The sequence below is a fragment of the Novosphingobium sp. P6W genome (assembly GCF_000876675.2).
Lineage (GTDB): Bacteria > Pseudomonadota > Alphaproteobacteria > Sphingomonadales > Sphingomonadaceae > Novosphingobium.
The window spans coordinates 2,127,388-2,147,450 of record NZ_CP030352.1; the positions used below are offsets into that span (position 1 = coordinate 2,127,388).

The 20,063-nt window shown below is 64.7% G+C and carries 21 protein-coding genes; 12 read left to right on the plus strand and 9 right to left on the minus strand.

What is annotated here, in order from left to right:
- Nucleotides 1-71: 71 nt before the first annotated feature.
- A complete protein-coding gene (locus TQ38_RS10395; protein ID WP_043973461.1) occupies nucleotides 72-1,952 on the plus strand; it encodes a DUF885 family protein in 1,881 nt (626 codons plus the stop codon).
- Between the two features lie 50 nt (nucleotides 1,953-2,002).
- On the opposite strand, the gene TQ38_RS10400 is transcribed toward TQ38_RS10395, so the two are convergent.
- Both TQ38_RS10400 and TQ38_RS10405 read right to left on the minus strand, forming a co-directional pair.
- Entirely contained in the window at nucleotides 2,003-2,359 is a 357-nt protein-coding gene (locus tag TQ38_RS10400) for a hypothetical protein (RefSeq protein ID WP_043972844.1), read from the minus strand.
- Nucleotides 2,360-2,552: 193 nt separating this feature from the next.
- Entirely contained in the window at nucleotides 2,553-4,154 is a 1,602-nt protein-coding gene (locus tag TQ38_RS10405; RefSeq protein ID WP_113941911.1) for a phosphoenolpyruvate carboxykinase, read from the minus strand.
- Nucleotides 4,155-4,502: 348 nt separating this feature from the next.
- Here TQ38_RS10405 and TQ38_RS10410 point away from each other — a divergent pair, with 348 nt between their 5' ends.
- From TQ38_RS10410 to TQ38_RS10445, 8 genes are all read left to right on the plus strand, one after another.
- On the plus strand, nucleotides 4,503-5,258 hold the full coding sequence (locus TQ38_RS10410; RefSeq protein WP_043972840.1) for a response regulator transcription factor: 756 nt from the start codon (nucleotides 4,503-4,505) through the stop codon (nucleotides 5,256-5,258).
- The gene (locus tag TQ38_RS10415; RefSeq protein WP_043972837.1) at nucleotides 5,251-6,852 is read left to right on the plus strand and encodes an ATP-binding protein; all 1,602 of its coding nucleotides are present in this window, start codon (nucleotides 5,251-5,253) and stop codon (nucleotides 6,850-6,852) included. The genes TQ38_RS10410 and TQ38_RS10415 overlap by 8 nt, the downstream gene beginning before the upstream one ends.
- Nucleotides 6,849-7,289 (plus strand): HPr kinase/phosphorylase, encoded by a 441-nt coding sequence (locus TQ38_RS10420; RefSeq protein ID WP_043972834.1) that lies wholly within the window; start codon nucleotides 6,849-6,851, stop codon nucleotides 7,287-7,289. Before TQ38_RS10415 ends, TQ38_RS10420 begins: the two co-directional genes overlap by 4 nt.
- Before the next feature lie 88 nt (nucleotides 7,290-7,377).
- Nucleotides 7,378-8,304, plus strand: a complete 927-nt coding sequence (rapZ, locus tag TQ38_RS10425; protein ID WP_240197859.1) for an RNase adapter RapZ — start codon at nucleotides 7,378-7,380, stop codon at nucleotides 8,302-8,304.
- A 48-nt stretch (nucleotides 8,305-8,352) separates the two neighbouring features.
- The gene (locus tag TQ38_RS10430; protein ID WP_043972829.1) at nucleotides 8,353-8,757 is read left to right on the plus strand and encodes a PTS sugar transporter subunit IIA; all 405 of its coding nucleotides are present in this window, start codon (nucleotides 8,353-8,355) and stop codon (nucleotides 8,755-8,757) included.
- Entirely contained in the window at nucleotides 8,754-9,032 is a 279-nt protein-coding gene (locus tag TQ38_RS10435; RefSeq protein WP_043972826.1) for an HPr family phosphocarrier protein, read from the plus strand. The genes TQ38_RS10430 and TQ38_RS10435 overlap by 4 nt, the downstream gene beginning before the upstream one ends.
- Nucleotides 9,033-9,051: 19 nt before the next feature.
- Nucleotides 9,052-9,888 (plus strand): RNA methyltransferase, encoded by an 837-nt coding sequence (locus TQ38_RS10440; protein WP_043973458.1) that lies wholly within the window; start codon nucleotides 9,052-9,054, stop codon nucleotides 9,886-9,888.
- A gap of 65 nt (nucleotides 9,889-9,953) precedes the next feature.
- Entirely contained in the window at nucleotides 9,954-10,364 is a 411-nt protein-coding gene (locus TQ38_RS10445) for an META domain-containing protein (RefSeq protein ID WP_043972824.1), read from the plus strand.
- Nucleotides 10,365-10,555: 191 nt separating this feature from the next.
- Here TQ38_RS10445 and rmuC read toward each other — a convergent pair whose 3' ends face one another.
- From rmuC to recR, 3 genes are all read right to left on the minus strand, one after another.
- Nucleotides 10,556-12,106, minus strand: a complete 1,551-nt coding sequence (gene rmuC / locus TQ38_RS10450; protein WP_043972821.1) for a DNA recombination protein RmuC — start codon at nucleotides 12,104-12,106, stop codon at nucleotides 10,556-10,558.
- Nucleotides 12,107-12,187: 81 nt separating this feature from the next.
- Nucleotides 12,188-12,757, minus strand: coding sequence for a peptide deformylase (gene def, locus TQ38_RS10455; RefSeq protein ID WP_043972818.1), 570 nt, complete (start codon nucleotides 12,755-12,757; stop codon nucleotides 12,188-12,190).
- Between the two features lie 76 nt (nucleotides 12,758-12,833).
- Complete coding sequence (recR, locus tag TQ38_RS10460) at nucleotides 12,834-13,430, minus strand: recombination mediator RecR (RefSeq protein ID WP_043972817.1); 597 nt, start codon at nucleotides 13,428-13,430, stop codon at nucleotides 12,834-12,836.
- A 60-nt stretch (nucleotides 13,431-13,490) separates the two neighbouring features.
- On the opposite strand from recR, the gene fmt reads away from it, so the two are divergent.
- Nucleotides 13,491-14,399, plus strand: a complete 909-nt coding sequence (gene fmt, locus TQ38_RS10465; protein WP_043972815.1) for a methionyl-tRNA formyltransferase — start codon at nucleotides 13,491-13,493, stop codon at nucleotides 14,397-14,399.
- Nucleotides 14,400-14,402: 3 nt separating this feature from the next.
- Here the strand turns inward: fmt and TQ38_RS10470 are convergent, their stop codons facing one another.
- Nucleotides 14,403-14,927, minus strand: a complete 525-nt coding sequence (locus tag TQ38_RS10470; RefSeq protein ID WP_043972814.1) for a cupin domain-containing protein — start codon at nucleotides 14,925-14,927, stop codon at nucleotides 14,403-14,405.
- A gap of 101 nt (nucleotides 14,928-15,028) precedes the next feature.
- Between TQ38_RS10470 and truA the strand changes: the two genes are divergently transcribed.
- Nucleotides 15,029-15,775, plus strand: coding sequence for a tRNA pseudouridine(38-40) synthase TruA (gene truA / locus TQ38_RS10475; RefSeq protein WP_043972813.1), 747 nt, complete (start codon nucleotides 15,029-15,031; stop codon nucleotides 15,773-15,775).
- A gap of 6 nt (nucleotides 15,776-15,781) precedes the next feature.
- Here truA and TQ38_RS10480 read toward each other — a convergent pair whose 3' ends face one another.
- From TQ38_RS10480 to TQ38_RS10490, 3 genes are all read right to left on the minus strand, one after another.
- Nucleotides 15,782-17,635, minus strand: coding sequence for a PAS domain S-box protein (locus TQ38_RS10480; RefSeq protein ID WP_043972811.1), 1,854 nt, complete (start codon nucleotides 17,633-17,635; stop codon nucleotides 15,782-15,784).
- Nucleotides 17,636-17,767: 132 nt separating this feature from the next.
- A complete protein-coding gene (gene cobS, locus TQ38_RS10485; protein ID WP_043972809.1) occupies nucleotides 17,768-18,760 on the minus strand; it encodes a cobaltochelatase subunit CobS in 993 nt (330 codons plus the stop codon).
- Nucleotides 18,761-18,823: 63 nt separating this feature from the next.
- Nucleotides 18,824-19,540, minus strand: a complete 717-nt coding sequence (locus tag TQ38_RS10490; RefSeq protein WP_043972807.1) for a winged helix-turn-helix transcriptional regulator — start codon at nucleotides 19,538-19,540, stop codon at nucleotides 18,824-18,826.
- 86 nt (nucleotides 19,541-19,626) lie between these two features.
- Between TQ38_RS10490 and TQ38_RS10495 the strand changes: the two genes are divergently transcribed.
- On the plus strand, nucleotides 19,627-20,055 hold the full coding sequence (locus TQ38_RS10495) for a VOC family protein (protein ID WP_043972806.1): 429 nt from the start codon (nucleotides 19,627-19,629) through the stop codon (nucleotides 20,053-20,055).
- Nucleotides 20,056-20,063 lie beyond the last annotated feature (8 nt).

Sequence of the window (20,063 nt, forward strand, 5' to 3'; positions counted from 1 at the left end):
CTGCGCCGAGGCCCAAGATGGTTTGCCAGGCCGGTTTGACAGCATCGGCAGGCGCGGCCATCGTTCCGGCCATGCACGATACTTTCCTTCCCGCACTCGGCCCGCGTAGCCCCCTCTCGCGGCGCAGCGCCCTCCATCTGCTGGCAGCCGGAACCGCCGCCATCGCCCTTCCCGGCTGCGCCGCGACTGGCGAGCCCGCTCCCATGCCCGCCGCCCCGGCCACACCGCCGAACGCAGCCGCCCTGCTTGACAGCATCGCCTGGAACCTCCTCGAACACGTCCCCGAAGGCGCAACCGGCCTCGGCGTCGACATCGGCGACCATGCCGCGCTGCGATCGCGCCTGGAGGATCGCTCGCAAGCCGGGCGCAATGCCTATGCTGCCAGCCTGAAACAGGGCCTCGCTTCGGTCGAAGCCTTCGATGCGAGCGGGCTGGACCATTCCACCCGCACCAGTCTCGCCGTGGTCAAAAGCGCTTTCTCCACCGCGCTCGACGGTTTCGCGCTGCCCTATGGCGATGTCGCCGTGGGCGGTTGGCGCAACACGCCTTACGTCGTCATCCAGAACGTAGGCGCCTATCTGGACTTGCCGCGTTTCCTCGATGCCGACCATCCGGTGAAGACGCGTGAGGACGCCGACGCCTATGTCGCGCGCCTCGGCCAGTTCGATGCGCAGCTGGACGGGGAACTCGGCCGGATCAAGGCCGCCACCGCGATCGGCCTCGTGCCGCCTGACTTCCTGCTCGACCGGGCCATCGCGCAGATGACCAGCACCATCGCTGACGCACGCGCGGACGGCGGCGGCCTCGTCACCTCGATCGCCGGACGCACGAAAGACATGAGCGGCACCTGGACCGCCGACGCGAAGCGGATCGTCGCCGGTGAAGTGGTGCCCGCGCTGGAACGGCAACTGGCCGAACTCAAGCACCAGCGCACCCTCGCCAAGAGCGATCCCGGCATGCGTGAACGTCCGCACGGCGCCGAATATTATGCCTGGGCCCTGCGCGCCAGCACGACCACGCCGCTTCCCCCCGAGGAAATTCACCAGCGCGGCTTGCAGGAACTTGCTGCCCTCCACGCCCGCATGGACCCCATCCTGAAGTCGCTGGGCTATACCACCGGCACCGTGGGCGCGCGCATGGCGGCGCTGGGCGAGGACAAGCGCTTCATGTTCCCCGCAGGCGACCCCGGCCGAGCAGAAATCCTCGCCTTCATCCGCACCCGTGTCGACTGGATACGCGCGCAGATGCCGCGCGCTTTCCGCCAGTTGGTTCCCGGCAATGTCGAAGTGCGCCGCCTGCCGCTGTCCGAGGAACCCGGCGCACCGACCGCCTATGGCGGAGCCGGGTCCAAGGACGGCAGCGTCCCTGGCAAGATGTGGATCAACCTGCGCACCACCGATCTGCACCGCAAGTACGACCTGCCCACGCTGGTGCACCACGAAGCGATCCCCGGCCATGTCTGGCAAGGCGAATATGCCAACCGCCTGCCGCTGATCCGCTCGATCCTGGCGTTCAACGCCTATTCCGAAGGCTGGGCGCTTTACGGCGAACAACTGGCGGACGAACTGGGGGCCTACGACGACGATGCCGTAGGCCGGCTTGGCTACCTGCAGTCGCTGGCTTTCCGCGCTTGCCGCATGGTGGTCGACACCGGGCTCCATTCCAAGGGCTGGAGCCGCGATGCGGCCGTGCGCTTCTTCATGGAGCAGAACGGCAACAAGCGCGAGGAAGTGGTAAACGAGGTGGACCGGTACTGTTCATGGCCCGGCCAGGCCTGCGGCTACAAGATGGGCCACTCGCAGATCGTCAGCCAGCGCACACGCGCACATCAGGCGCTGGGCTCAGCCTATGACCTGCGTGATTTCGACCAGGCGGTGGTCGACGGCGGCAATGTGCCGCTGGACGTGCTGGCGCTCAACGTCGAGGCCTACATCGGCGGCAAAAAAGGCTGAAATACCGTGTCGTCCCGGACCGGTGGGTCCGGGACGACACGAGTTCAATCTCAGCTTTTGCCGCCGAAAAAGCCCTTGGCCATGCCGGTCAGATCGTCGATGACGCTGCCGTCGCCGTCCTTGTCGAAGAAGCTGGCGATCTTGCCGGGGTCGGATGCGATGGCGCTGGCGAACTGGGTCAGCGAGCCTTCGCCGCCGATCTGCTGGATAAGCTGCTGCATGACCCCGACGTCCAGCCCGGTACGCTCCGATGCAAGCTGCGCGGTATCGCCGTCCTGCTGATGCGCCATGCCCAGAGCGGCGATGGCTTTTTCAGCCACTTCGGGGGCAATGCCCAGCTTGCCTGCGAGATTGGCCACGTCCGCGTGCTCGCTCACCTGTCCGAGGATACCGTCGAAAAATCCCATTACCGTTCTCCTTTGGCGTAGTAGTGTACATTGCACCCAAACCATGACGAACGGAAGGCTTGGAAATGACCCATGGGCCCGCCCATGGGCTGCCGTTCATTCCGCATGGGCGGCTCCGGCCCGCCGCAGCCAAAAAACAAGGCCCCGAAACCGAAGTTCCGGGGCCCCGCTTGTTCTTGTCAGGTCGTGAAGATCAGGCCGAGACGGGCGCTGCCTTGCGCACGCCTTCATCGACATGCTCTTCGAACTGCTCGAAGTTGTCGATGAACTGCTTGACCAGGGTCTGCGCCGTGCGATCGTATTCAAGCGGATCGGCCCAGGCGCCGCGCGGGTCGAGCAGCTTGGTGTCGACACCTGCCACCTCGACCGGCACTTCGAAGCCGAAGTTGGGATCTTCCTTGAACTCGGCAGCGTTGAGGCTGCCGTCGAGCGCGGCGTTGAGCAGAGCGCGGGTGGCCTTGATCGGCATGCGCTTGATGCCTTCCATCGTCGCCTTGCCGCCCGACCATCCGGTGTTGACCAGCCAGCACTTCACGCCGCCTTTGGCGATACGCTCCTTCAAAAGGTTGCCGTAAATGGAAGGGTGACGCGGCATGAACGGCGCGCCGAAGCAGGTCGAGAACGTCGCTTCCGGCTCCGTCACCCCGATCTCGGTTCCGGCAACGCGCGCGGTATAGCCCGAGAGGAAGTGGTACATCGCCTGATCCGGGGTCAGCCGCGCGATCGGCGGCAGAACGCCGTAAGCATCGGCGGTCAGGAAGATGATGTTCTTCGGCACCGGCCCGAGGTTCTTCTCCGAGCAGTTCGGAATGAAGTCGATCGGATAGGAACCGCGGCTGTTTTCGGCCAGCGAGTTGTCGTCAAGGTCGATCAGCCTCGTGACCGGGTCGATCACGACGTTTTCCAGAACCGTGCCGAAGCGGCGGGTGGTGGCGTAGATTTCCGGTTCGGCTTCTTCCGAAAGGCGGATCATCTTAGCGTAACAGCCGCCTTCGAAGTTGAACACCGCAGTATCCGACCAGCCATGCTCGTCATCGCCGATCAGCGTGCGCGAAGCGTCGGCCGAAAGCGTCGTCTTGCCGGTGCCCGAGAGGCCGAAGAACACGGCGGTGTCACCGTCCGGACCGATGTTGGCCGAGCAGTGCATCGGCATCACGCCCTTTACCGGCAGCAGGTAATTGAGGATGCCGAAGACCGACTTCTTCATTTCGCCGGCATAGGACGTGCCGCCGATCAGGATCAGCTTCTCAGAGAAGTTAACCGCGATCACCGTCTCGCTGCGCGATCCGTGACGCTCGGGGTCGGCGCGGAAGCTGGGCAGATCGATGATGGTGTATTCGGGCGCGAAGCCTTCCAGTTCGTCGCTCGATGGGCGAACCAGCAGCGTCTTGATGAACAGGTTGTGCCAGGCGAACTCGTTGATGACACGCACCTTGACGCGGTGCTCGGGCTGCGAGCCGCCAAACAGGTCGGCGACGTAAAGCGTGTCCTTCTGCGCGACGGCTGCAAGGAAATCTTCCTTCAGCGCGGCAAAATGTTCAGGCGTCATCGGCACGTTGGTCTTGCCCCACCACACCGTCGATTCCGTCTCGGCGTCGCGGACGATGAACTTGTCCTTGGCCGAACGCCCCGTGTGCTTGCCGGTGGCGACGACAAACGGCCCGTCGGCCGAAAGCACGCCTTCCCCATTCTTCACCGCATGTTCGACCAGCGGGGCCGTACCAAGGTTTGCGAAGATCGTTGCCTTCGTCTCGATGCCCTGTTTATCGAGCGGATAGCTAAGCGAAGTGGTCAATGTCATCTCCTCCAAAAGATGTCGCCCTGCGGGTATCCCCGAGGTCGCATTCGCGATTCCTGCGCAAGAATCGAGCCACGAATAGGCAGCTGTCTCTTTTCCGTCAATTTGGGGGAAATTGGAACCGTCAAGGTCCTATGCGTAGGAGTTTTAATCGCGCAGGTGCAACGGACTGGACCACTTGCGGCGGCGCTCAGCTCCGCCCTCACCGCAGATTGTCATCCGCGCGCGCAGCCGCTAGGCAAATTCTCCCATGCAGCAAAAGGGAAACTGCGCGCGCCCATGGCCGATGCATCCACTCCCCCGCCCCTACTACCTGGTCGTCCGGCAGACAACGCCGCCTCGCCCATGGTGCCTTCAGGCACTTCGCCTGCGGTCGCACCGTCTGCGCAGCGCCAGCACACGATCGCGCTGGTCGATGACGATCGCAACATTCTCACCACCCTGTCCATCAGCCTCCACGCAGAAGGCTTTGCCACGCGCGTCTACGCCGACGGCGAGACAGCGCTGAAGGCCCTGCTGGACAACCCGCCGGACCTTGCCATCTTCGATATCAAGATGCCGCGCATGGACGGCCTGCACCTGCTGCAGGCCCTGCGCGCGCAGTCGAGCCTGCCGGTGATCTTCCTGACCTCGAAGGACGAGGAGCCCGACGAAGCGCTGGGCTTGGCCATGGGCGCGGACGACTATATCGCCAAGCCCTTCAGCCAGCGCCTGCTCGTCGCGCGTATTCGCGCCATCCTGCGGCGCAGCGAGCTGGCGCGGACACCGCCCGAAGACGAGGCCCCGGCCAACCTGCCCGATCCGGTGATACGCGGCAGGTTGATGCTCGATCCCGCGCGCCACCAGGTGACATGGGATGACCGGCCCGTATCGCTCACCGTCACCGAATTCCTGCTTCTGGAAGCCATGGCGGCCCGCCCCGGCGTGGTGAAAAGCCGCAACCAGTTGATGGACGCGGCCTATAGCGACGACGTCTATGTGGACGACCGCACCATCGACAGCCACATCAAGCGCCTGCGCCGTAAATTCCGCGCGGTGGACCCGGAATTCGGTGCAATCGACACGCTCTACGGCGCCGGATACTCCTTCGCAGATGGCTGAAAAGTCACGCGCCAAACCGCGCCCGCGCGTCGCTGTACGCCTCGGGCTGGCGTGGAGCATCTCGCTCACCGCGCGCATCCTGGCGGTGAACGTGATCGCGCTCGCACTGCTGGCGGGCAGCCTGTTCTACATCGACAGCTACCGCAACGAACTGCTCGCCGAACGCTACCGCCTGGCCAAGACCGAGGCCGAAATCACCGCCGATGCCCTCGCCGACGAGAACCCGGCCGGCCGCCTCGCCCTGATTGCCCGGATCGGCACTACGCAGGACCTGCGCCTGCGGCTGTTCGATCCCGCCGGCAAGCTCTCCGGCGACAGCTTCGCTCTGGCAGCGCCATCCTACCGGCTGATCGACCCGGCCAGCGAACCCTGGTTCCAGGACGCCGCGCGCATGCTTGACCGGGGCATGGATTTCATACTCGGCGCGCCGCCCATCCCGGATTACCGCGACCCCGCCCACGCCGACGCCTTTGCTTGGCCTGAGATCGCCGCCGCACTGACATCAGGGCAAACCCGGATCAACCACAAGGCCGCGCCGGACCGCACCCCCGTCATCATCGCCGCCACCCCGGTGGGGAAGGACGGCTCCGCGCTCCTGGTCACCCGCAACGCCCGCGACATCACCGAGAACGTGCGCATGGCCCGCCAGACACTGGCCTTCATCGTCGGCGGCGCGCTGGGCGTTTCGATCCTGCTGTCGCTTTTCCTTGCCCGCACCATCGTCGAACCGCTGCGCAAACTGGTCCGCGCCGCCGTTCGCGTGCGCCTGGGCCGTGACCGCAGCGTCGTCGTCCCCCGCCTGCCCGACCGCCGCGACGAGATCGGCCTTCTCGCCCGCGCCATTTCCGACATGAGCGGCGCACTGCGCCAGCGCATCGACGAAGTGGAGAGCTTCGCCGCCGATGTAGCCCACGAACTCAAGAACCCGCTGACCTCGCTGCGCAGCGCGCTGGAAAGCCTCGACCGGGTGGAAGCGCCGGACCTGCGCCGCCAACTCCTCGGCATCGCCCAGGACGACGTCCGCCGGATCGACTTCCTCGTCACCGAGATCGCCGACGCAAGCCGCATCGACGCGCAGATCAGCCGCACCACCTTCGAACCTTTCGACATGGGCACCCTCGTCCGCGCCCTCGTCGCCGAACGCGACCAGCGCGGCGTCAACGGCGGCTGTCCGGTCTCGATCCTGCGCAAAGACAGCGGTGACGGACCGGCAGGCAGCGCCGACCTGACCGTTGCCGGCGACGCGCCCCGTCTCGAACGGGTGCTCCAGAACCTGCTGGACAATGCCGTGTCCTTCTCGCCGCCAGGCAGCCCGATCGAGATCTCGCTCTCACGCATCGACAGCCGGGTGAAAATCGCCGTTGCCGACCATGGTCCCGGCATCCCCGCCGCTGCCCGCGAACGCATCTTCGAGCGCTTCCACTCGCTGCGCCCCTCGCGCGAGGAATTCGGCAAGCACAGCGGCCTCGGTCTCGCCATCGCGCGCACTATCGTCGAGGCCCACTTCGGCAAGCTCGTCGCGACCGATCGCACCGATGGCACCCCAGGTGCGCGTCTCGTGCTCTCGCTCCCCGCATGGCAGAGCGAGGGATGAGCCAGCCCGCCCCCCCTCCGGCCCAACGCCAATCGACCTGCATCGCCATCGACGGGCGCGCGGTGCTGATCGAAGGCCCACCGGGCAGCGGCAAATCCAGTCTTGCCCTCGCCCTGATCGATCGGGGCGCACAGCTGATCGGCGACGACTCGGTACTGCTCCAACCGGACGGCGCTCGGCTGCTGGCCATGCCGCACCCGAATACGCGCGGAGTGATGGAAGTCCGCAACCTCGGCGTTCTCCCCTTTCCCTGCATCGATGAGGCGCCGGTTGCCCTCATTCTGAGGCTGGACAGCGCCGCGCCCCGCTTCATCGAAGCGCCCGAGCGCATCAGCATCAGCGGAATCGAACTCCCTCTCGTCCGCCTCTGGCCCGAGGGCGGATCGCTCGCACTCAAGGCCGAACTCGCGCTGAACCATTACGGACTGCCTCGATAGCAGTCCCAACAGGGCACAGCTTTTTTCGCCCTCTTCCCTTTCCGGCCGGCTGCGCGCAGATAGATCGGATATGGGGACCGAAGCGGGAATGAGCGCCGATCAGCCGGCACGCCAGCGCGTATTGCTGGTGACGGGAATGCTGGGCGCCGGCAAGACCACGGCGCTACGCGTGCTTGAGGATCTGGGCTGGGAAATCGTCGACAATTTCCCGATCCGCATGCTCGACGCTCTGCTCGACGCCGGCTCCGGCGCCGCGGACAGCGACCCCACCCCGCTCGCCATAGGCTTCGATTCCCGCACCCGCGGTTTCAATCCAGAGCGTGTCATCGCGCAGGTCAAAGCCCTGACAGAGCGGCGCGACATCGAACTGACGACGCTGTTCCTCGATTGCGGCAGTAACGAGCTTGAGCGCCGCTACAACGAAACCCGCCGCCGCCATGTCCTTGCCGGCGATGCGCCCGTCTCCACCGGCATTCGCGCCGAGCGCGAGTTGCTCGCGCCGCTGCGCCGCTGGGCCGATCTGCTGATCGACACCACCGAGTTCACGTCCAACGACCTGCAACGAGTGATTCGTGAACGCTTTGCCTCCAGCGAACCGGGCGAACTGACCGTCACTGTCTCCAGCTTCGGGTTTTCGCGCGGGATGCCGCCGGTGGCGGATCTCGTCTTCGACATGCGCTTCATCGAGAACCCGCATTGGGATCCCGTCCTGCGCCCGCAGACCGGGCAGGACCAGGCCGTGGGCGACTACATCCGCAAGGATCCGGCCTACGAAGAAGCGTTCACGCGCATCCGCGATCTGCTCCTTCTGCTGCTCCCCCGCTACCGGGCGCAGGGCAAGGCATATGTCCATATTGCATTTGGCTGCACTGGCGGGAGGCACCGCTCTGTATTTACTGCGGAGCAAATGGGAGCAGCCTTGCGCCAGGCAGGATTTTCGCCCACATTGTTGCACCGCAACCTGGGCTCGCGGGCAGCAGATCTTCTCGAAGGAGGGCTGCGACGTGAAAAATGAAAACGGCGCCCGGGCGCGATTGCAGGAATTTCGGAGCGCATTCCCGACATGATCGGCATGATTCTGGTTACTCACGGCAATCTCGCCGAGGAGTTCGTACACGCGATGGAACACGTCGTCGGCGATCAAGCCGACGTCGCGACGATCTGTATCGGCCCGAACGACGACATGGAACAGCGCCGCTCGGAAATCGCCGACGCCATCACCAAGGTCGACAGCGGTGAAGGCGTGATTGTCCTCACCGACCTGTTCGGCGGCACCCCTTCCAACCTCGCGATCTCCCTGATGCAGGCGGGCAAGGTCGAAGTGATCGCCGGCATCAACCTGCCGATGCTGATCCGCCTCGCCAAGGCGCGCGGTTGCATGCCGGTGCGCGAAGCGGTCGCTGCCGCGCGCGATGCGGGCCGCAACTACATAACAATCGCCAGCGAATATCTGGGGCAGGACGCATGATCGACTGCCGCGAAACGGTGCTGATCGTGAACAAGCGCGGCCTCCATGCCCGCGCCAGCGCCAAGTTCGTGAACCACGTCGCCGAACTGCCTGATACCGTGAAGGTCAACGTCACCAAGGACGGCGGCAGCGCCGAGGGTGGTTCGATCCTGGGCCTAATGATGCTCGGCGCCGCCAAGGGCGATTCGATCGAGATCGCCTGCTCGGGCGATGGCGCTGAAAGCGCGCTCGCCGTGCTGACGGGCCTCGTGCGCGATGGCTTCGGCGAAGAATAAGACAGGCGGACTGAACGAAGTGTCTTCGTATGACGAGCCCTGGGACGGCGGTTCACGCCGGACCATCACCGGCTTTTCCAACCCACTGGTCAAGTTCCTGCGTTCGCTCAGGGACAAGAAGCACCGCAAGCGCGAAAAGCGCTTCCTGGCCGAAGGCCTACGCCTGCTAACCGACGCCCGCGAATGCGGCATCGTCCCGGAAATGCTGGTCATGGCGATCGGCCGCGATCCGCACCCCTTGCTCGATGCGCTCGAAGATGCGGTGACGGCAGCGGGCGGCGAAGTCATCGAGATGGACGTCGAAATCCTCGCCAAAGTCACCGGCAAGGACAATCCGCAGGCCGTCGCCGGCGTGTTTGCCGAATTCGACACCAGCCTTGCCAATCTGGACCGCGCCTCCGCGCCGATCTGGCTGGTGGCGCAGGCGCTGCGCGATCCGGGCAACCTGGGCACGATGCTGCGTACCGGCGACGCCGTGGGCGCGGGCGGGCTGATCCTCATCGACGACTGCGCCGACCCGTTCTCGGTCGAAGCAGTGCGCGCCAGCATGGGCGCGATCTTCACCCAGAAGCTGGTCATTGCGCGCTGGGATGAATTCATCGCTTGGCTGCGCGCTGGCGAAGGCCAGCTTGTCGCCGCATCGCTGCGCGACCCCACCGATTACCGCGAGGCGGCTTACGCCGATCCGTGCTTCCTTATGGTGGGCAACGAATCGCAAGGACTCCCCGCCGAGTACGAAGAGGCCTGCGACCTGCGCGTCACGATCCCGATGCTGGGCCGCGCAGACAGCCTGAATGCCGCCGTTGCAGGCGCAGTTCTTGCTTACGAGGCGCTTGCGCACTTGCGACGGGCATGATGCCGTCAACCTGACCCCGCGCGTTCATGCGACCCTCACATGCGCCATGGCAGATTGTAGGGACAATGCATCGAATCGGTATTTTCTTGATAGCCCCGGCCCTTCTGGCCGGATGCTCCGAAAGCGGTAACCGCTCGCGCCTTGCCGAGAGCAGCTGGCGCTTTGACCGTATCGATGGCGAACGCCCTATGTCCCAAGCCTCGGGAATTACCTTCGAAGACGGCAAAATCGGCATCGCAGTCGGCTGCAGCAGCCTGGGCGGACCTTGGCGCATGGATGCCGACCGCCTCGTCGCCGGACCACTCGACCAAAGCGAAACGACCTGCCCTGACCCTTCATGGCATCAGAGCAGTGCCGTCAACGCCCTGCTCGTCGCCACCCCGCGTGTTGCAGTAGAAGGGAACCGCATGACCTTGCAATCGAGCGGGCACACGGCGGAACTGGTACGGGTCGACAATCAGGTTTTTCATCGTTGATTTGAAAGGAAGACCTGGGGCCATTGCCCCAGACCCCTTTAATGCCGTCGTTGAGCATGCAGGGGCCTCACCAGCTCCTTGCTGCCGCAGGCTACCAAGTCCCCCCGGCTCACCGTGGGCGCAAAACGAGGCTGCGCGCGAGACCTCGACATTCTCGGGGTCTGGGGCGATGGCCCCAGGTCTTCTTTCAATTACTCTGCCACTTCCACATGCTCACCTACAAGATCCTCGATCTGCCCCGCCGTGTCCGAAAAACGCGGCGCAGACTCCACCAGCGGCACATCGTCGGAAATTTCGCGCTTGCCGATCTTGATATGCTTTTCGCTGAGACGCCGTGCCCGGCTCATCACATTGCCCTCATAAGTCCGTGCGAAGTCATTGAAACTATTGACTGCACGGCCAAGATGAATGCCCACCTTGCCGAGATCGTCCTGCGTTTTGGCGATGCTGTCGTAAAGGTCGCTGCCCAGCTTGCCGATTTCCCGCGCTTCTCGGGCAAGGCCTTCCTGTTGCCATACCTGTGCGATGGTGCGGGCGATCGCGACAAGGTTGGTCGGGCTGGCGAGCAGCACCCGGCGATCGAAGGCGTAATCCCACAAGCCCGAATCGTGGTCGAGGGCAGCGGCGATGAAATGTTCGCCCGGTACGAACATGATGACGTAGTCCGGCGCGTTTTCGAACTGGCTCTGGTAACTTTTGGTGCCCAGTGTCTGGATGTGATTTCGCATCGAGGCTGCATGCGCATCGAGGAAGGCCGCGCGCTTTGTCTCGTCCTCCGCCTCGAAGGCATCCTGATAGGCGTTGAGCGAGACCTTGGCGTCAATCACCAACTGCTTGTTCCCGGGAATACGCACGATCGCATCGGGGCGCAGGCGACCTTCTTCCGTATTGACGGAATTTTCGGTCACAAAATCGGTATGTTCGGTCAGCCCGCACTGTTCGAGGACGTTCTTGAGTTGCTGTTCCCCCCAGCGCCCCCGCGCCTTCGGGGCATTGCGCAGTGAATTGCCGAGACGCACGGCTTCTGCCCGCACCTGCTCCTGACCCACGCGCAGCGCTTCGATCTGGCCGCCCAATTGGCCAAAAGCATCGATCCGTTTGGCCTCCAGCGCCGAGACCTGCTCTTCGTAACTTTTGAGCCGCGCGCCCACGGGGGCAAGCAGCGTGGCTATGCGCTCTGCGTTGGTCTTTTCGCTCTGCTCGAAGCGGGCGCTGGCGCGGTTGAGGAAGGCTTCCTGCGCACCGGCGAGAACTTTGGCTCCGGCGTTTTCGAATTCCTTGCGCAAGGCTTCCTGCGCCTGGATCAGAAGTCGCTTCTGTTCGTCGAAGTTTGCCGATTTCTCGCGCAGTGTCGCCAGTTCGGAAGCCAGGTCGCGCTGTTCGCGGCGCAAGGCGTCGACCTGCGCGGCGTTGTCGGTCCGGGTTCTGTCGAGGACGGCGGCCATTTCGCCGCGCGCACGCTCCAGCATCGTAGCGCCGTGCTCGCGCAGTCGCTCGCTGACCGTTTCATGTTCGCCGCGGGCGCGGTCCAGTTCCTGGGCGAGAGCATCGGCCCGGCTTGCCCGTTCGCGAGCCGCTTCCAGGTCGGCGAAGGCGCGCAGATACCTGGCGTCGCCTTCACGCACTTCACGTTCCCGCCCCTCGGCCAGCGCCCGCCACTGTGCAGCGGGGCGCGAGCCGAAGAACCAACCGGCAGCAAGGCCGATGACGAGGGCGACAATCGCGGCGACAGCAAATTCCATCGCCAGACACTAAACGGAACGTTTAGAGAACGCCAGCCCCGTAGATCAGATTTTCGCGCCCTGTGTCACCAAGGCGCGCAATCATGCTGCGCGGCGGAGCTTTTCCAGCTTCTTGAGGGCCATCTGGCGCTTGAGACGCGAGAGATGGTCGATGAACAACACGCCCTCAAGATGATCCATCTCGTGCTGGAGGCAGATGGCCATCAGGCCTTCCATTTCTTCCTCGTGCGCGGTGCCGTCAAGGTCCTGCCAGCGTGCGCGAATGCGCGAGGGGCGCTCAACGTCCGCAAAGATCTCGGGGACCGAGAGGCAGCCTTCCTGATAGGCGATGAAATCGTCCGAAGGGTCCAGAATCTCGGGGTTGATGAAAACCCGCGGTTCTTTCTTCGTGGGCTGATGGGTGTGATGGTGATCGCCATGCGAGGTGCAGACTTCGGGTTCCGCGTCCTCGTCGTCGGGCTGGAGATCGATCACCAGCACGCGCTGCGGAACACCGACCTGAATCGCTGCCAGACCGATGCCGGGTGCGTCGTACATCGTCTCGAACATGTCGGCGACAAGGGTACGCAAATCGTCGTCGAACTTGTCGACGGGGACCGATATCTGCTTGAGGCGCGCATCGGGAACTTCGAGGATTTCAAGAATAGCCATTACGGCCAGATAATCCCGATGAAGCAATTTCGCAAGAATGCGCGCGTCGATCACTCTGATCGGGTCGTCGCGCCGCTCACCCGACCGGACGGCGCGCCCGGATCGCCTGTGCCAAAGTGCCCTCGTCGAGATAATCGAGTTCGCCGCCTACCGGCAGGCCGTGCGCCAACTGGGTAACGCGCACCGGGAAATCCTCAAGCCGTTCGGCGATGTAGTGGGCGGTCGTCTGCCCCTCCAGCGTGGCGTTCATGGCAAGCACGATTTCGTCGATACCGCCCTCCCCGACGCGGCGCAGCAGGCCCTCGATGGCCAAATCCTCGGGCCGGACCCCGTCCAGCGCCGAGAGCTTTCCGCCCAGCACGTGGTATTGCCCGGTGAACAGCCGCGCGCGGTCCAGCGCCCAGAGGTCCGCCACTTCCTCCACCACGCAGATCGAGCGGGGGTCGCGGCGACTGTCAGCGCAGATGCCGCAGGGATTGGTGGTATCGATGTTGCCGCAGGTCTCGCACTCGACAAGAGCTTCGCGCACTTCGCCAAGCGCATCGAGCAGTTGCACAAGCGCGGTCTCTCGCCGCTTTATCAGCCACAACACGGCGCGCCGCGCCGAGCGCGGGCCAAGGCCGGGCAGGCGTGAAAGGGCTGCGGTCAGCGTCTCGATCTCTTGCGATGCCATGGATGGGGAGATAGGGCCTGCGGCTGCCCTTAGGAAGCCCGTCGGAGAGTTCCCCACATCATGCGCATCATCTTCATGGGAACGCCCGATTTCGCCGTCCCCGCGCTTGTCGCGCTGGTCGAGGCGGGGCACGAGGTCGTGGCCGCCTATTCGCAGCCTCCCCGGCCCGGCGGCCGGCGCGGCAAGGAGCTGACGCCTTCGCCTGTTCACCTCGAAGCACAGGCACGCGGGATCGAGGTACGCCACCCGGTTTCGCTGAAAGGCGCCGAGGAACAGGCCGCCTTCGCCGCGCTGGAGGCGGATATTGCAGTGGTCGCCGCTTATGGACTGATCCTGCCGCAAGCGGTGCTGGACGCACCGCGTCTGGGGTGCCTGAACATCCATGCCTCGATCCTGCCGCGCTGGCGCGGGGCGGCGCCGATCCAGCGCGCGATCCTGGCCGGTGATCCGACAACGGGGATCACCATCATGCAGATGGAAGCCGGGCTCGACACCGGGCCCATGCTGGCAACGCTGCGCACGGTGATCGAGCACAAGACCGCAGGCGAACTGACCGCCGAACTTGCCGATCGCGGCGCACAGCTGCTGATCGGCACCTTGCGCGATCTTGCCGTGCACCGGGCGGTGCGGCAGCCAGAGGACGGCGTCACTTATGCGAAGAAGATCGACAAGGCCGAGGCCCGGCTCGACTTCACGCAAGGGGCAGAGGCCGCCGAACGACAAGTGCGCGCCTTCATGCCCGCGCCGGGCGCGTTCTTCGAACTGGAGGGCGAGCGCTACAAGGTGCTGGCGGCGGACGTGATCGAGGGCAGCGGCGAGGCCGGGACGACACTTGACGATTCGCTGACCGTGGCCTGCGGTTCCGGCGCCTTGCGGATCACCCGCATTCAGCGCGCAGGCAAGCCGGCGATGGCGAGCGGCGACCTGCTGCGCGGGCGGCCGGTCCCGGCGGGGACGCGGCTGGGCTGAACCTCAGGCCTTTTCGGGCATGCGGCGCACCGGCGGCTGCTCGTCGGCCCAGCGCGCGTGGCCTTCGCGCAAGGTGCCTGCCAGCTTCTCCCAAGCCGGCACGGGTTTGTCCCTGACCTTGATGTTGAAACTGTCGGTGGTGCGAAATTCCAGCACTTCGGCGCCTTCGGGCCCTGCGGTGTAAGCATAGGGTACTTCGCTGCCGACGAAGAAGCCGTCGCCTGCATCTAGAGTTTCCGTGCCCATGCGGATCGATCCTGCGACCACGTAGTACAGGCAATCGCAGTCGTGGCTGTGCAGCGGGAGCGGAAAGCCGCTTTTCACCCACAGGCGCGCCAGGCTCATGCCTTCGCGGCGATACGGAACGTCGGCATACTCGCCGCGCACCTGCATTGCGTCCACCAGCTGCGACTGGGCGGCGATAAGGTTGGGTGTCTCGCCTTCGTAAGTCATGCAGGCGCAGTCGTCGAGCGTTGGGGCATCGGCGCCGCGGAAGATCTCGAAGCGGGGTGGCTGCGTGTCGGCCATTGTTCGGCTCCTTTCCCGGTAACGGATGGATGATGCCACCAGGCCGCCTTTGCGCCAAGCCCATTGCATGGCCGCGCCAGTCCTGTATCGGCGGGGCGAATATGACACGCTTTGCGCTGACCTTGGAATTCGACGGCGGCCCCTACATGGGGCTACAACGCCAGTCTCACGGCCCCTCGGTACAACAGGCGGTCGAGGAAGCGGCCTTTGCGGTGACGGGCGAAAAGGTCATCATGTATGCAGCCGGGCGTACAGACGCCGGGGTCCATGCACTGGGGATGCGGGCGCACATCGAGGTGGAGAAGCCCCTGGCCCCATTCCGGCTGATGGAAGCGCTCAACGCCCTGCTCCGCCCGGCGCCGATCGCGGTGCTGGACTGCAAGGTCGTGACCGAGGACTGGCACGCCCGCTTCTCCTGTCTGGGCCGCGCCTATATCTACCGCATCGCCAATCGCCGCGCGCCGCTCACTCTCGAGCGGGGCAAGGCGTGGCAGGTGACCAAGCCGCTCGATGCCGAAGCGATGCACCGAGCCGCGCAGATTCTGGTAGGGCTGCACGATTTCACGACGTTTCGCTCGACGCACTGCCAGTCGGCATCGCCGCTCAAGACGTTGGACCGGCTTGCCGTGCGCCGCGAAGGCGAGATGGTGCTGATCGAAACCGAAGCGCGCAGCTTCCTGCACCATCAGGTCCGCTCGATGGTGGGCTGCCTTGCGCTCGTCGGCATGGGGCGCTGGCGCGAGGAAGACGTGGTTGCAGCGCTGGCAGCAAGGGACCGTCAGGCACTGGGCCTCAACGCGCCGCCGGATGGCTTGTATTTCGTGCGGGCGATCTACCCGGAAGCCTGAGTTGGCTCAGGCTTCTTCGATGACGCCGCGATCCGCCTGCAGGGTCCAGCGAACACCGTCAGGCAAGTAGGAAAGCACGCCTTCGCCGCCAAGATCCGAACGTAGGCCATTGGTCATCAGGCGGGTGCCGAAGCCCTGCCGGGTCGGTTCGGATACCGGCGGACCGCCCACTTCCTGCCAGACCACTTCGACGACGGGCCGCCCATCGGCTTCCCCATACGTCCAGCGCATGTCGACATAACCCTGGTCCTTAGACAACGCGCCGTACTTGATCGCGTTCGTCGTCAGTTCGTGCAGCGCCATCGCCAAGGCCAGAGCCGCCCTTGGCTTGAGTGAGACATCCGGGCCCGAAAGATGCACCCGGCCCCTGTGCGCCCCGGCGATACCGACAGCGCCTTCGACGATCGATTCCATCGGCGCGGCAATCCAGTTGGTCTGGGTCAGCAGATCATGCGCGCGCGCCAGCGAGGCCAGCCGGTCGCCGATGGCGTCGCGCGCCTGCATCGGCGTGCCGACACTGCGGAGCGACTGGCTGACGATGCCCTGAACCACTGCCAGAGTGTTCTTGACGCGGTGCTGAAGCTCGTTGGTGAGCATCGCCCGGTGCTCGTCCGCGAGCGCGCGCGCGGTGACATCGCGCACGGTGCCGACAAGGCGGGCGGGCTGTCCCTCATTCTCGATCAGGCGGCCCCGCGCGTGGATGCTGCGGAACTTGCCGCCCGGCGCGAAGACCCGGTACTCGACGTCGAGCCGGTTGTCGGCCCCTCCTTCAAGGGCATGGGCGACGGCATCAGCAACATCGTCGCGGTCGTCAGGATGGACCACGTCCGTGAAGGATTTGCCGAATTCAAGCGGATGATCGGGACCGACGCCGAACAGTTCACGGGTGCGGGCATCCCATTCGAGGTGCCCGTGCTCAGGCACGGCGTCCCAGGTGCCCAGTTCCGCCGCTTCCACTGCCAGTTCGAAGCGGCGCTCCGTGGCCTCCAGCTTCTCGCGGCTGAGGCGCTGTTCGGTGCGATCGCGCAGGATTTTCAAAAAACCGACGGGAATGCCGTCGTCGTCCACCAGCGGCATCATCTCGCCATTGGCCCAGAAACGCTCGCCATCCTTGCGCAAGTGCCAGCGCTCGTCCGTGCCGTAGCCAGAGCGCAGTGCGGAGCCCATTTCCTTGGCGGGCTGGCCAGCCTCGCGGTCCTCGGGCGTGAAGAATTCATCGCAGAGGCGGCCGCACATCTCGTCTTCGGTCCACTGAAGGATGCGGCGGGCACCCTCGTTCCAGCTGGTGACGCGGCCGGAGAGGTCCATGGTAATGATGGCGTAGTCGATGGCGCTGTGCAGTATCTGGCGGTGACGCGCTTCGTCGGCCTTCTGCTGGGCCAGCAGGCGCCGGTGCTCCATCTGCGTCATGACCTGGCGTGCCAGCGCCAGCAGTGCCGACCGCTGATCGTCAGTCAGCTGGTGAGGCTTGCTGTCCAATACGCACAGCGTTCCCAAGGGGAAACCGTCAGGCGTTTCCAGCGGCGCACCGGCGTAGAACCGCAGGGAGGGATCGCTGGTGACCAGAGGATTTTCCGCGAACCGGGGGTCGCGCGATGCATCCTGCACTTCGAACACGCCAAGCTGGTGGATCGCATGGCCACAAAAGGCCCACTCGCGCGGCGTTTCGCCGGCGGCAATACCCAGCTTGGCCTTGAACCATTGCCGCTTGTCGTCGAGCAGGCTGACGAGCGCCATGGGAACACCGCAGATCTGGGCAGCGATACGCGCAATATCATCGAAATCCGCCTCACTGGGCGTATCCATGATCTTGTAGCGTTCCAGCGCCTCCAACCGATCAGCTTCGGCCCAACGCTCCATATCCGCTTCTCTTCAAACCTCTGGATTGCCTTATGCCCGAGGCATAGGGGACAGTCCGCGCGATGTCACGAACGAGTTTGGCGCCCCGCTGCCGCCACATGCGGCAGCGGGGCGCCATAAGCTCCAGCCTGATCAGGCCTTGGCGACGACGCTTTCGGGCAGGTCCTGCCCGAATACACGCTGGTAGTATTCGGCCACCAGCATACGCTCGGTCTCGTCGCACTTGTTGAGGAACGAGAGACGGAATGCGAAGCCCACGTCGTTGAAGATCGCGGTGTTCTGCGCCCAGGTGATGACGGTACGCGGGCTCATCACGGTCGAGATATCGCCGTTCATGAAGCCCTGGCGCGAGAAGTCAGCCACCTTGACCATCTGCGCGATCACGCCGGCGCTGACGTTCGGCACCTTCTTGGAGACGATCGCCGTCTCGGTGTCGGCCGGCAGGTAGTTAAGCGCGACGACCATGTTCCAGCGGTCCATCTGACCCTGGTTGATCTGCTGCGTGCCATGATAAAGGCCCGAGGTATCGCCAAGGCCCACCGTGTTGGCGGTGGCGAACAGGCGGAAATGCTTGTCGGGGCGGATCACGCGGTTCTGGTCGAGGAGGGTCAGCTTGCCCTCCGTCTCCAGGATGCGCTGGATCACGAACATCACGTCCGGGCGGCCGGCGTCGTATTCGTCGAATACCAGCGCAACCGGGTGCTGCAGCGCCCAGGGGAGCAGACCCTCACGGAATTCGGTCACCTGCATGCCGCCGCGCAGGACGATCGCATCGCGCCCGATCAGGTCGATACGGCTGATGTGCGCATCGAGGTTGATGCGAATGCACGGCCACTTGAGGCGCGCGGCGACCTGTTCGATGTGAGTCGACTTGCCGGTGCCGTGGTAGCCCTGCACCATGACGCGGCGATTGTAGGCAAAGCCCGCCAGGATCGCGAGCGTGGTGTCCGGGTCGAACACATAAGTCTCGTCGAGGTCAGGCACGCGCTCGTCCGCCACCGAGAAGGCCGGAACCTTCATGTCGATGTCGATCCCGAAGGTTTCGCGCACATCGACTTCGATATCGGGAGCGGCCAGCACGGTGGCGTCGCGGTTCTCGGCGATCAGGTTCTTGGATTCTGTCATTGCGGGGTATCGACTAATGGACCGGGCGCTGCATCGCAATAAGGTTTGGACGGTTCGACCGGCTTAGCTGGCGCATTTGGGAGGTAGGCTGAACAGATCGATGAACTTTTGCGCCAATGCGGAGTCGCCCTCGATCCGCAGCCCGACCGTTTCCGGTGCCCGTTTGCCATAGAATGCGGCGAGAAACGGGAGGCCGGCCTCGGCGGAGAAACGCAGGTCCGGCGCAGGATCGCCCTCCGCCGCAGGGTGAATGACCAGTTCGCCCGGCTCCAGCCGCGCCGTGAAATGTTTGTCACCCACAGCCAGCAACGCCGTCAGGCGCAGATCGCCGATCCGCTGCGCAACGATCATCGTGCGCATCGAGAGCATCAGCGAGACCGGTGTGATCGGCAGCGTCGGGTCATGCAGCGTCGACCTGACCGCCCAGCGGCCCAGTTCCTGCGTCACCGGCTCAAGGGCGAGACCCCACTCGGTCAGCCGGTAGACCTGGACCGAGGCGGGCGGCGGCAGGGTTTCACGCCGCACGATGCCGGTGCCTTCGAGGCTTTCCAGCCGCTCGGTCAGCGTCTTGGCGCTCAGGCCCGGCAGTTCGGCGCGGATTTCTCCGAACCGACGTGCACCCAGCATCATTTCGCGGATGATGGGGACCGCCCAGCGTTCTCCGATCAGCTCCATGGCGAAGGCCGCGCCGCAGGCATCGCCGTACCAGCGCCCGTGCGCCCGGGGATTTTCGCTATCTGTCGCGGATTTGACCCGTTTCGTTTCTTTTTGCAACTTCATGGTTGCTTTTAGTTACCACCAGCGTCACCGTTAGGCAAGAGGCGATTCGGGACGTCCCGGCAAGCGCCCATTCAAGGAGAGCACCGATGACCCGCATGCTGTTCGTGAACCTGCCCGTCACCGACCTGACCCGCGCCAAATCTTTCTATTCCGCGCTCGGATTCGTGAACGAGCCTCGCTTTTCCGACGATAGCGGTGCCTGCATGGTGTGGTCCGAGGCGATCTTCGTGATGATCCTCACCCATGACAAGTGGCGCACATTCACCAGCCGTCCCATCCCCGATACCGGCTCCAGCGAAGTCATGCTGTGCCTCTCATGCGAGAACCGCGACGAGGTGAACGCACTCACCGACGCCGCCGGCAGCAACGCCGGCACCGCCGACATCAATCCTTCGCAGGACTATGGCTTCATGATGAGCCGCAGCTTCGCCGATCCGGACGGCCACGTCTGGGAAGTGATGTGGATGGACCCGGCGGCAGTTTCAGGCGAAGCTCCGGCGCAAGAGACGGCCTGAGCCGCACA

What these genes read in the sequence shown, in the direction of transcription:
- def (WP_043972818.1), bottom strand. Translation starts at nt 12,757, where the DNA reads ATGGCTATTCTTGAAATCCTCGAAGTTCCCGATGCGCGCCTCAAGCAG.
- TQ38_RS10480 (WP_043972811.1), bottom strand. Translation starts at nt 17,635, where the DNA reads ATGGAGCGTTGGGCCGAAGCTGATCGGTTGGAGGCGCTGGAACGCTAC.
- rmuC (WP_043972821.1), bottom strand. Translation starts at nt 12,106, where the DNA reads ATGGAATTTGCTGTCGCCGCGATTGTCGCCCTCGTCATCGGCCTTGCT.
- TQ38_RS10445 (WP_043972824.1), top strand. Translation starts at nt 9,954, where the DNA reads ATGCATCGAATCGGTATTTTCTTGATAGCCCCGGCCCTTCTGGCCGGA.
- TQ38_RS10495 (WP_043972806.1), top strand. Translation starts at nt 19,627, where the DNA reads ATGACCCGCATGCTGTTCGTGAACCTGCCCGTCACCGACCTGACCCGC.
- TQ38_RS10435 (WP_043972826.1), top strand. Translation starts at nt 8,754, where the DNA reads ATGATCGACTGCCGCGAAACGGTGCTGATCGTGAACAAGCGCGGCCTC.
- TQ38_RS10490 (WP_043972807.1), bottom strand. Translation starts at nt 19,540, where the DNA reads ATGAAGTTGCAAAAAGAAACGAAACGGGTCAAATCCGCGACAGATAGC.
- TQ38_RS10430 (WP_043972829.1), top strand. Translation starts at nt 8,353, where the DNA reads ATGATCGGCATGATTCTGGTTACTCACGGCAATCTCGCCGAGGAGTTC.
- rapZ (WP_240197859.1), top strand. Translation starts at nt 7,378, where the DNA reads ATGAGCGCCGATCAGCCGGCACGCCAGCGCGTATTGCTGGTGACGGGA.
- TQ38_RS10400 (WP_043972844.1), bottom strand. Translation starts at nt 2,359, where the DNA reads ATGGGATTTTTCGACGGTATCCTCGGACAGGTGAGCGAGCACGCGGAC.
- TQ38_RS10395 (WP_043973461.1), top strand. Translation starts at nt 72, where the DNA reads ATGCACGATACTTTCCTTCCCGCACTCGGCCCGCGTAGCCCCCTCTCG.
- TQ38_RS10470 (WP_043972814.1), bottom strand. Translation starts at nt 14,927, where the DNA reads ATGGCCGACACGCAGCCACCCCGCTTCGAGATCTTCCGCGGCGCCGAT.
- recR (WP_043972817.1), bottom strand. Translation starts at nt 13,430, where the DNA reads ATGGCATCGCAAGAGATCGAGACGCTGACCGCAGCCCTTTCACGCCTG.
- cobS (WP_043972809.1), bottom strand. Translation starts at nt 18,760, where the DNA reads ATGACAGAATCCAAGAACCTGATCGCCGAGAACCGCGACGCCACCGTG.
- TQ38_RS10415 (WP_043972837.1), top strand. Translation starts at nt 5,251, where the DNA reads ATGGCTGAAAAGTCACGCGCCAAACCGCGCCCGCGCGTCGCTGTACGC.
- truA (WP_043972813.1), top strand. Translation starts at nt 15,029, where the DNA reads ATGACACGCTTTGCGCTGACCTTGGAATTCGACGGCGGCCCCTACATG.
- TQ38_RS10420 (WP_043972834.1), top strand. Translation starts at nt 6,849, where the DNA reads ATGAGCCAGCCCGCCCCCCCTCCGGCCCAACGCCAATCGACCTGCATC.
- fmt (WP_043972815.1), top strand. Translation starts at nt 13,491, where the DNA reads ATGCGCATCATCTTCATGGGAACGCCCGATTTCGCCGTCCCCGCGCTT.
- TQ38_RS10410 (WP_043972840.1), top strand. Translation starts at nt 4,503, where the DNA reads ATGGTGCCTTCAGGCACTTCGCCTGCGGTCGCACCGTCTGCGCAGCGC.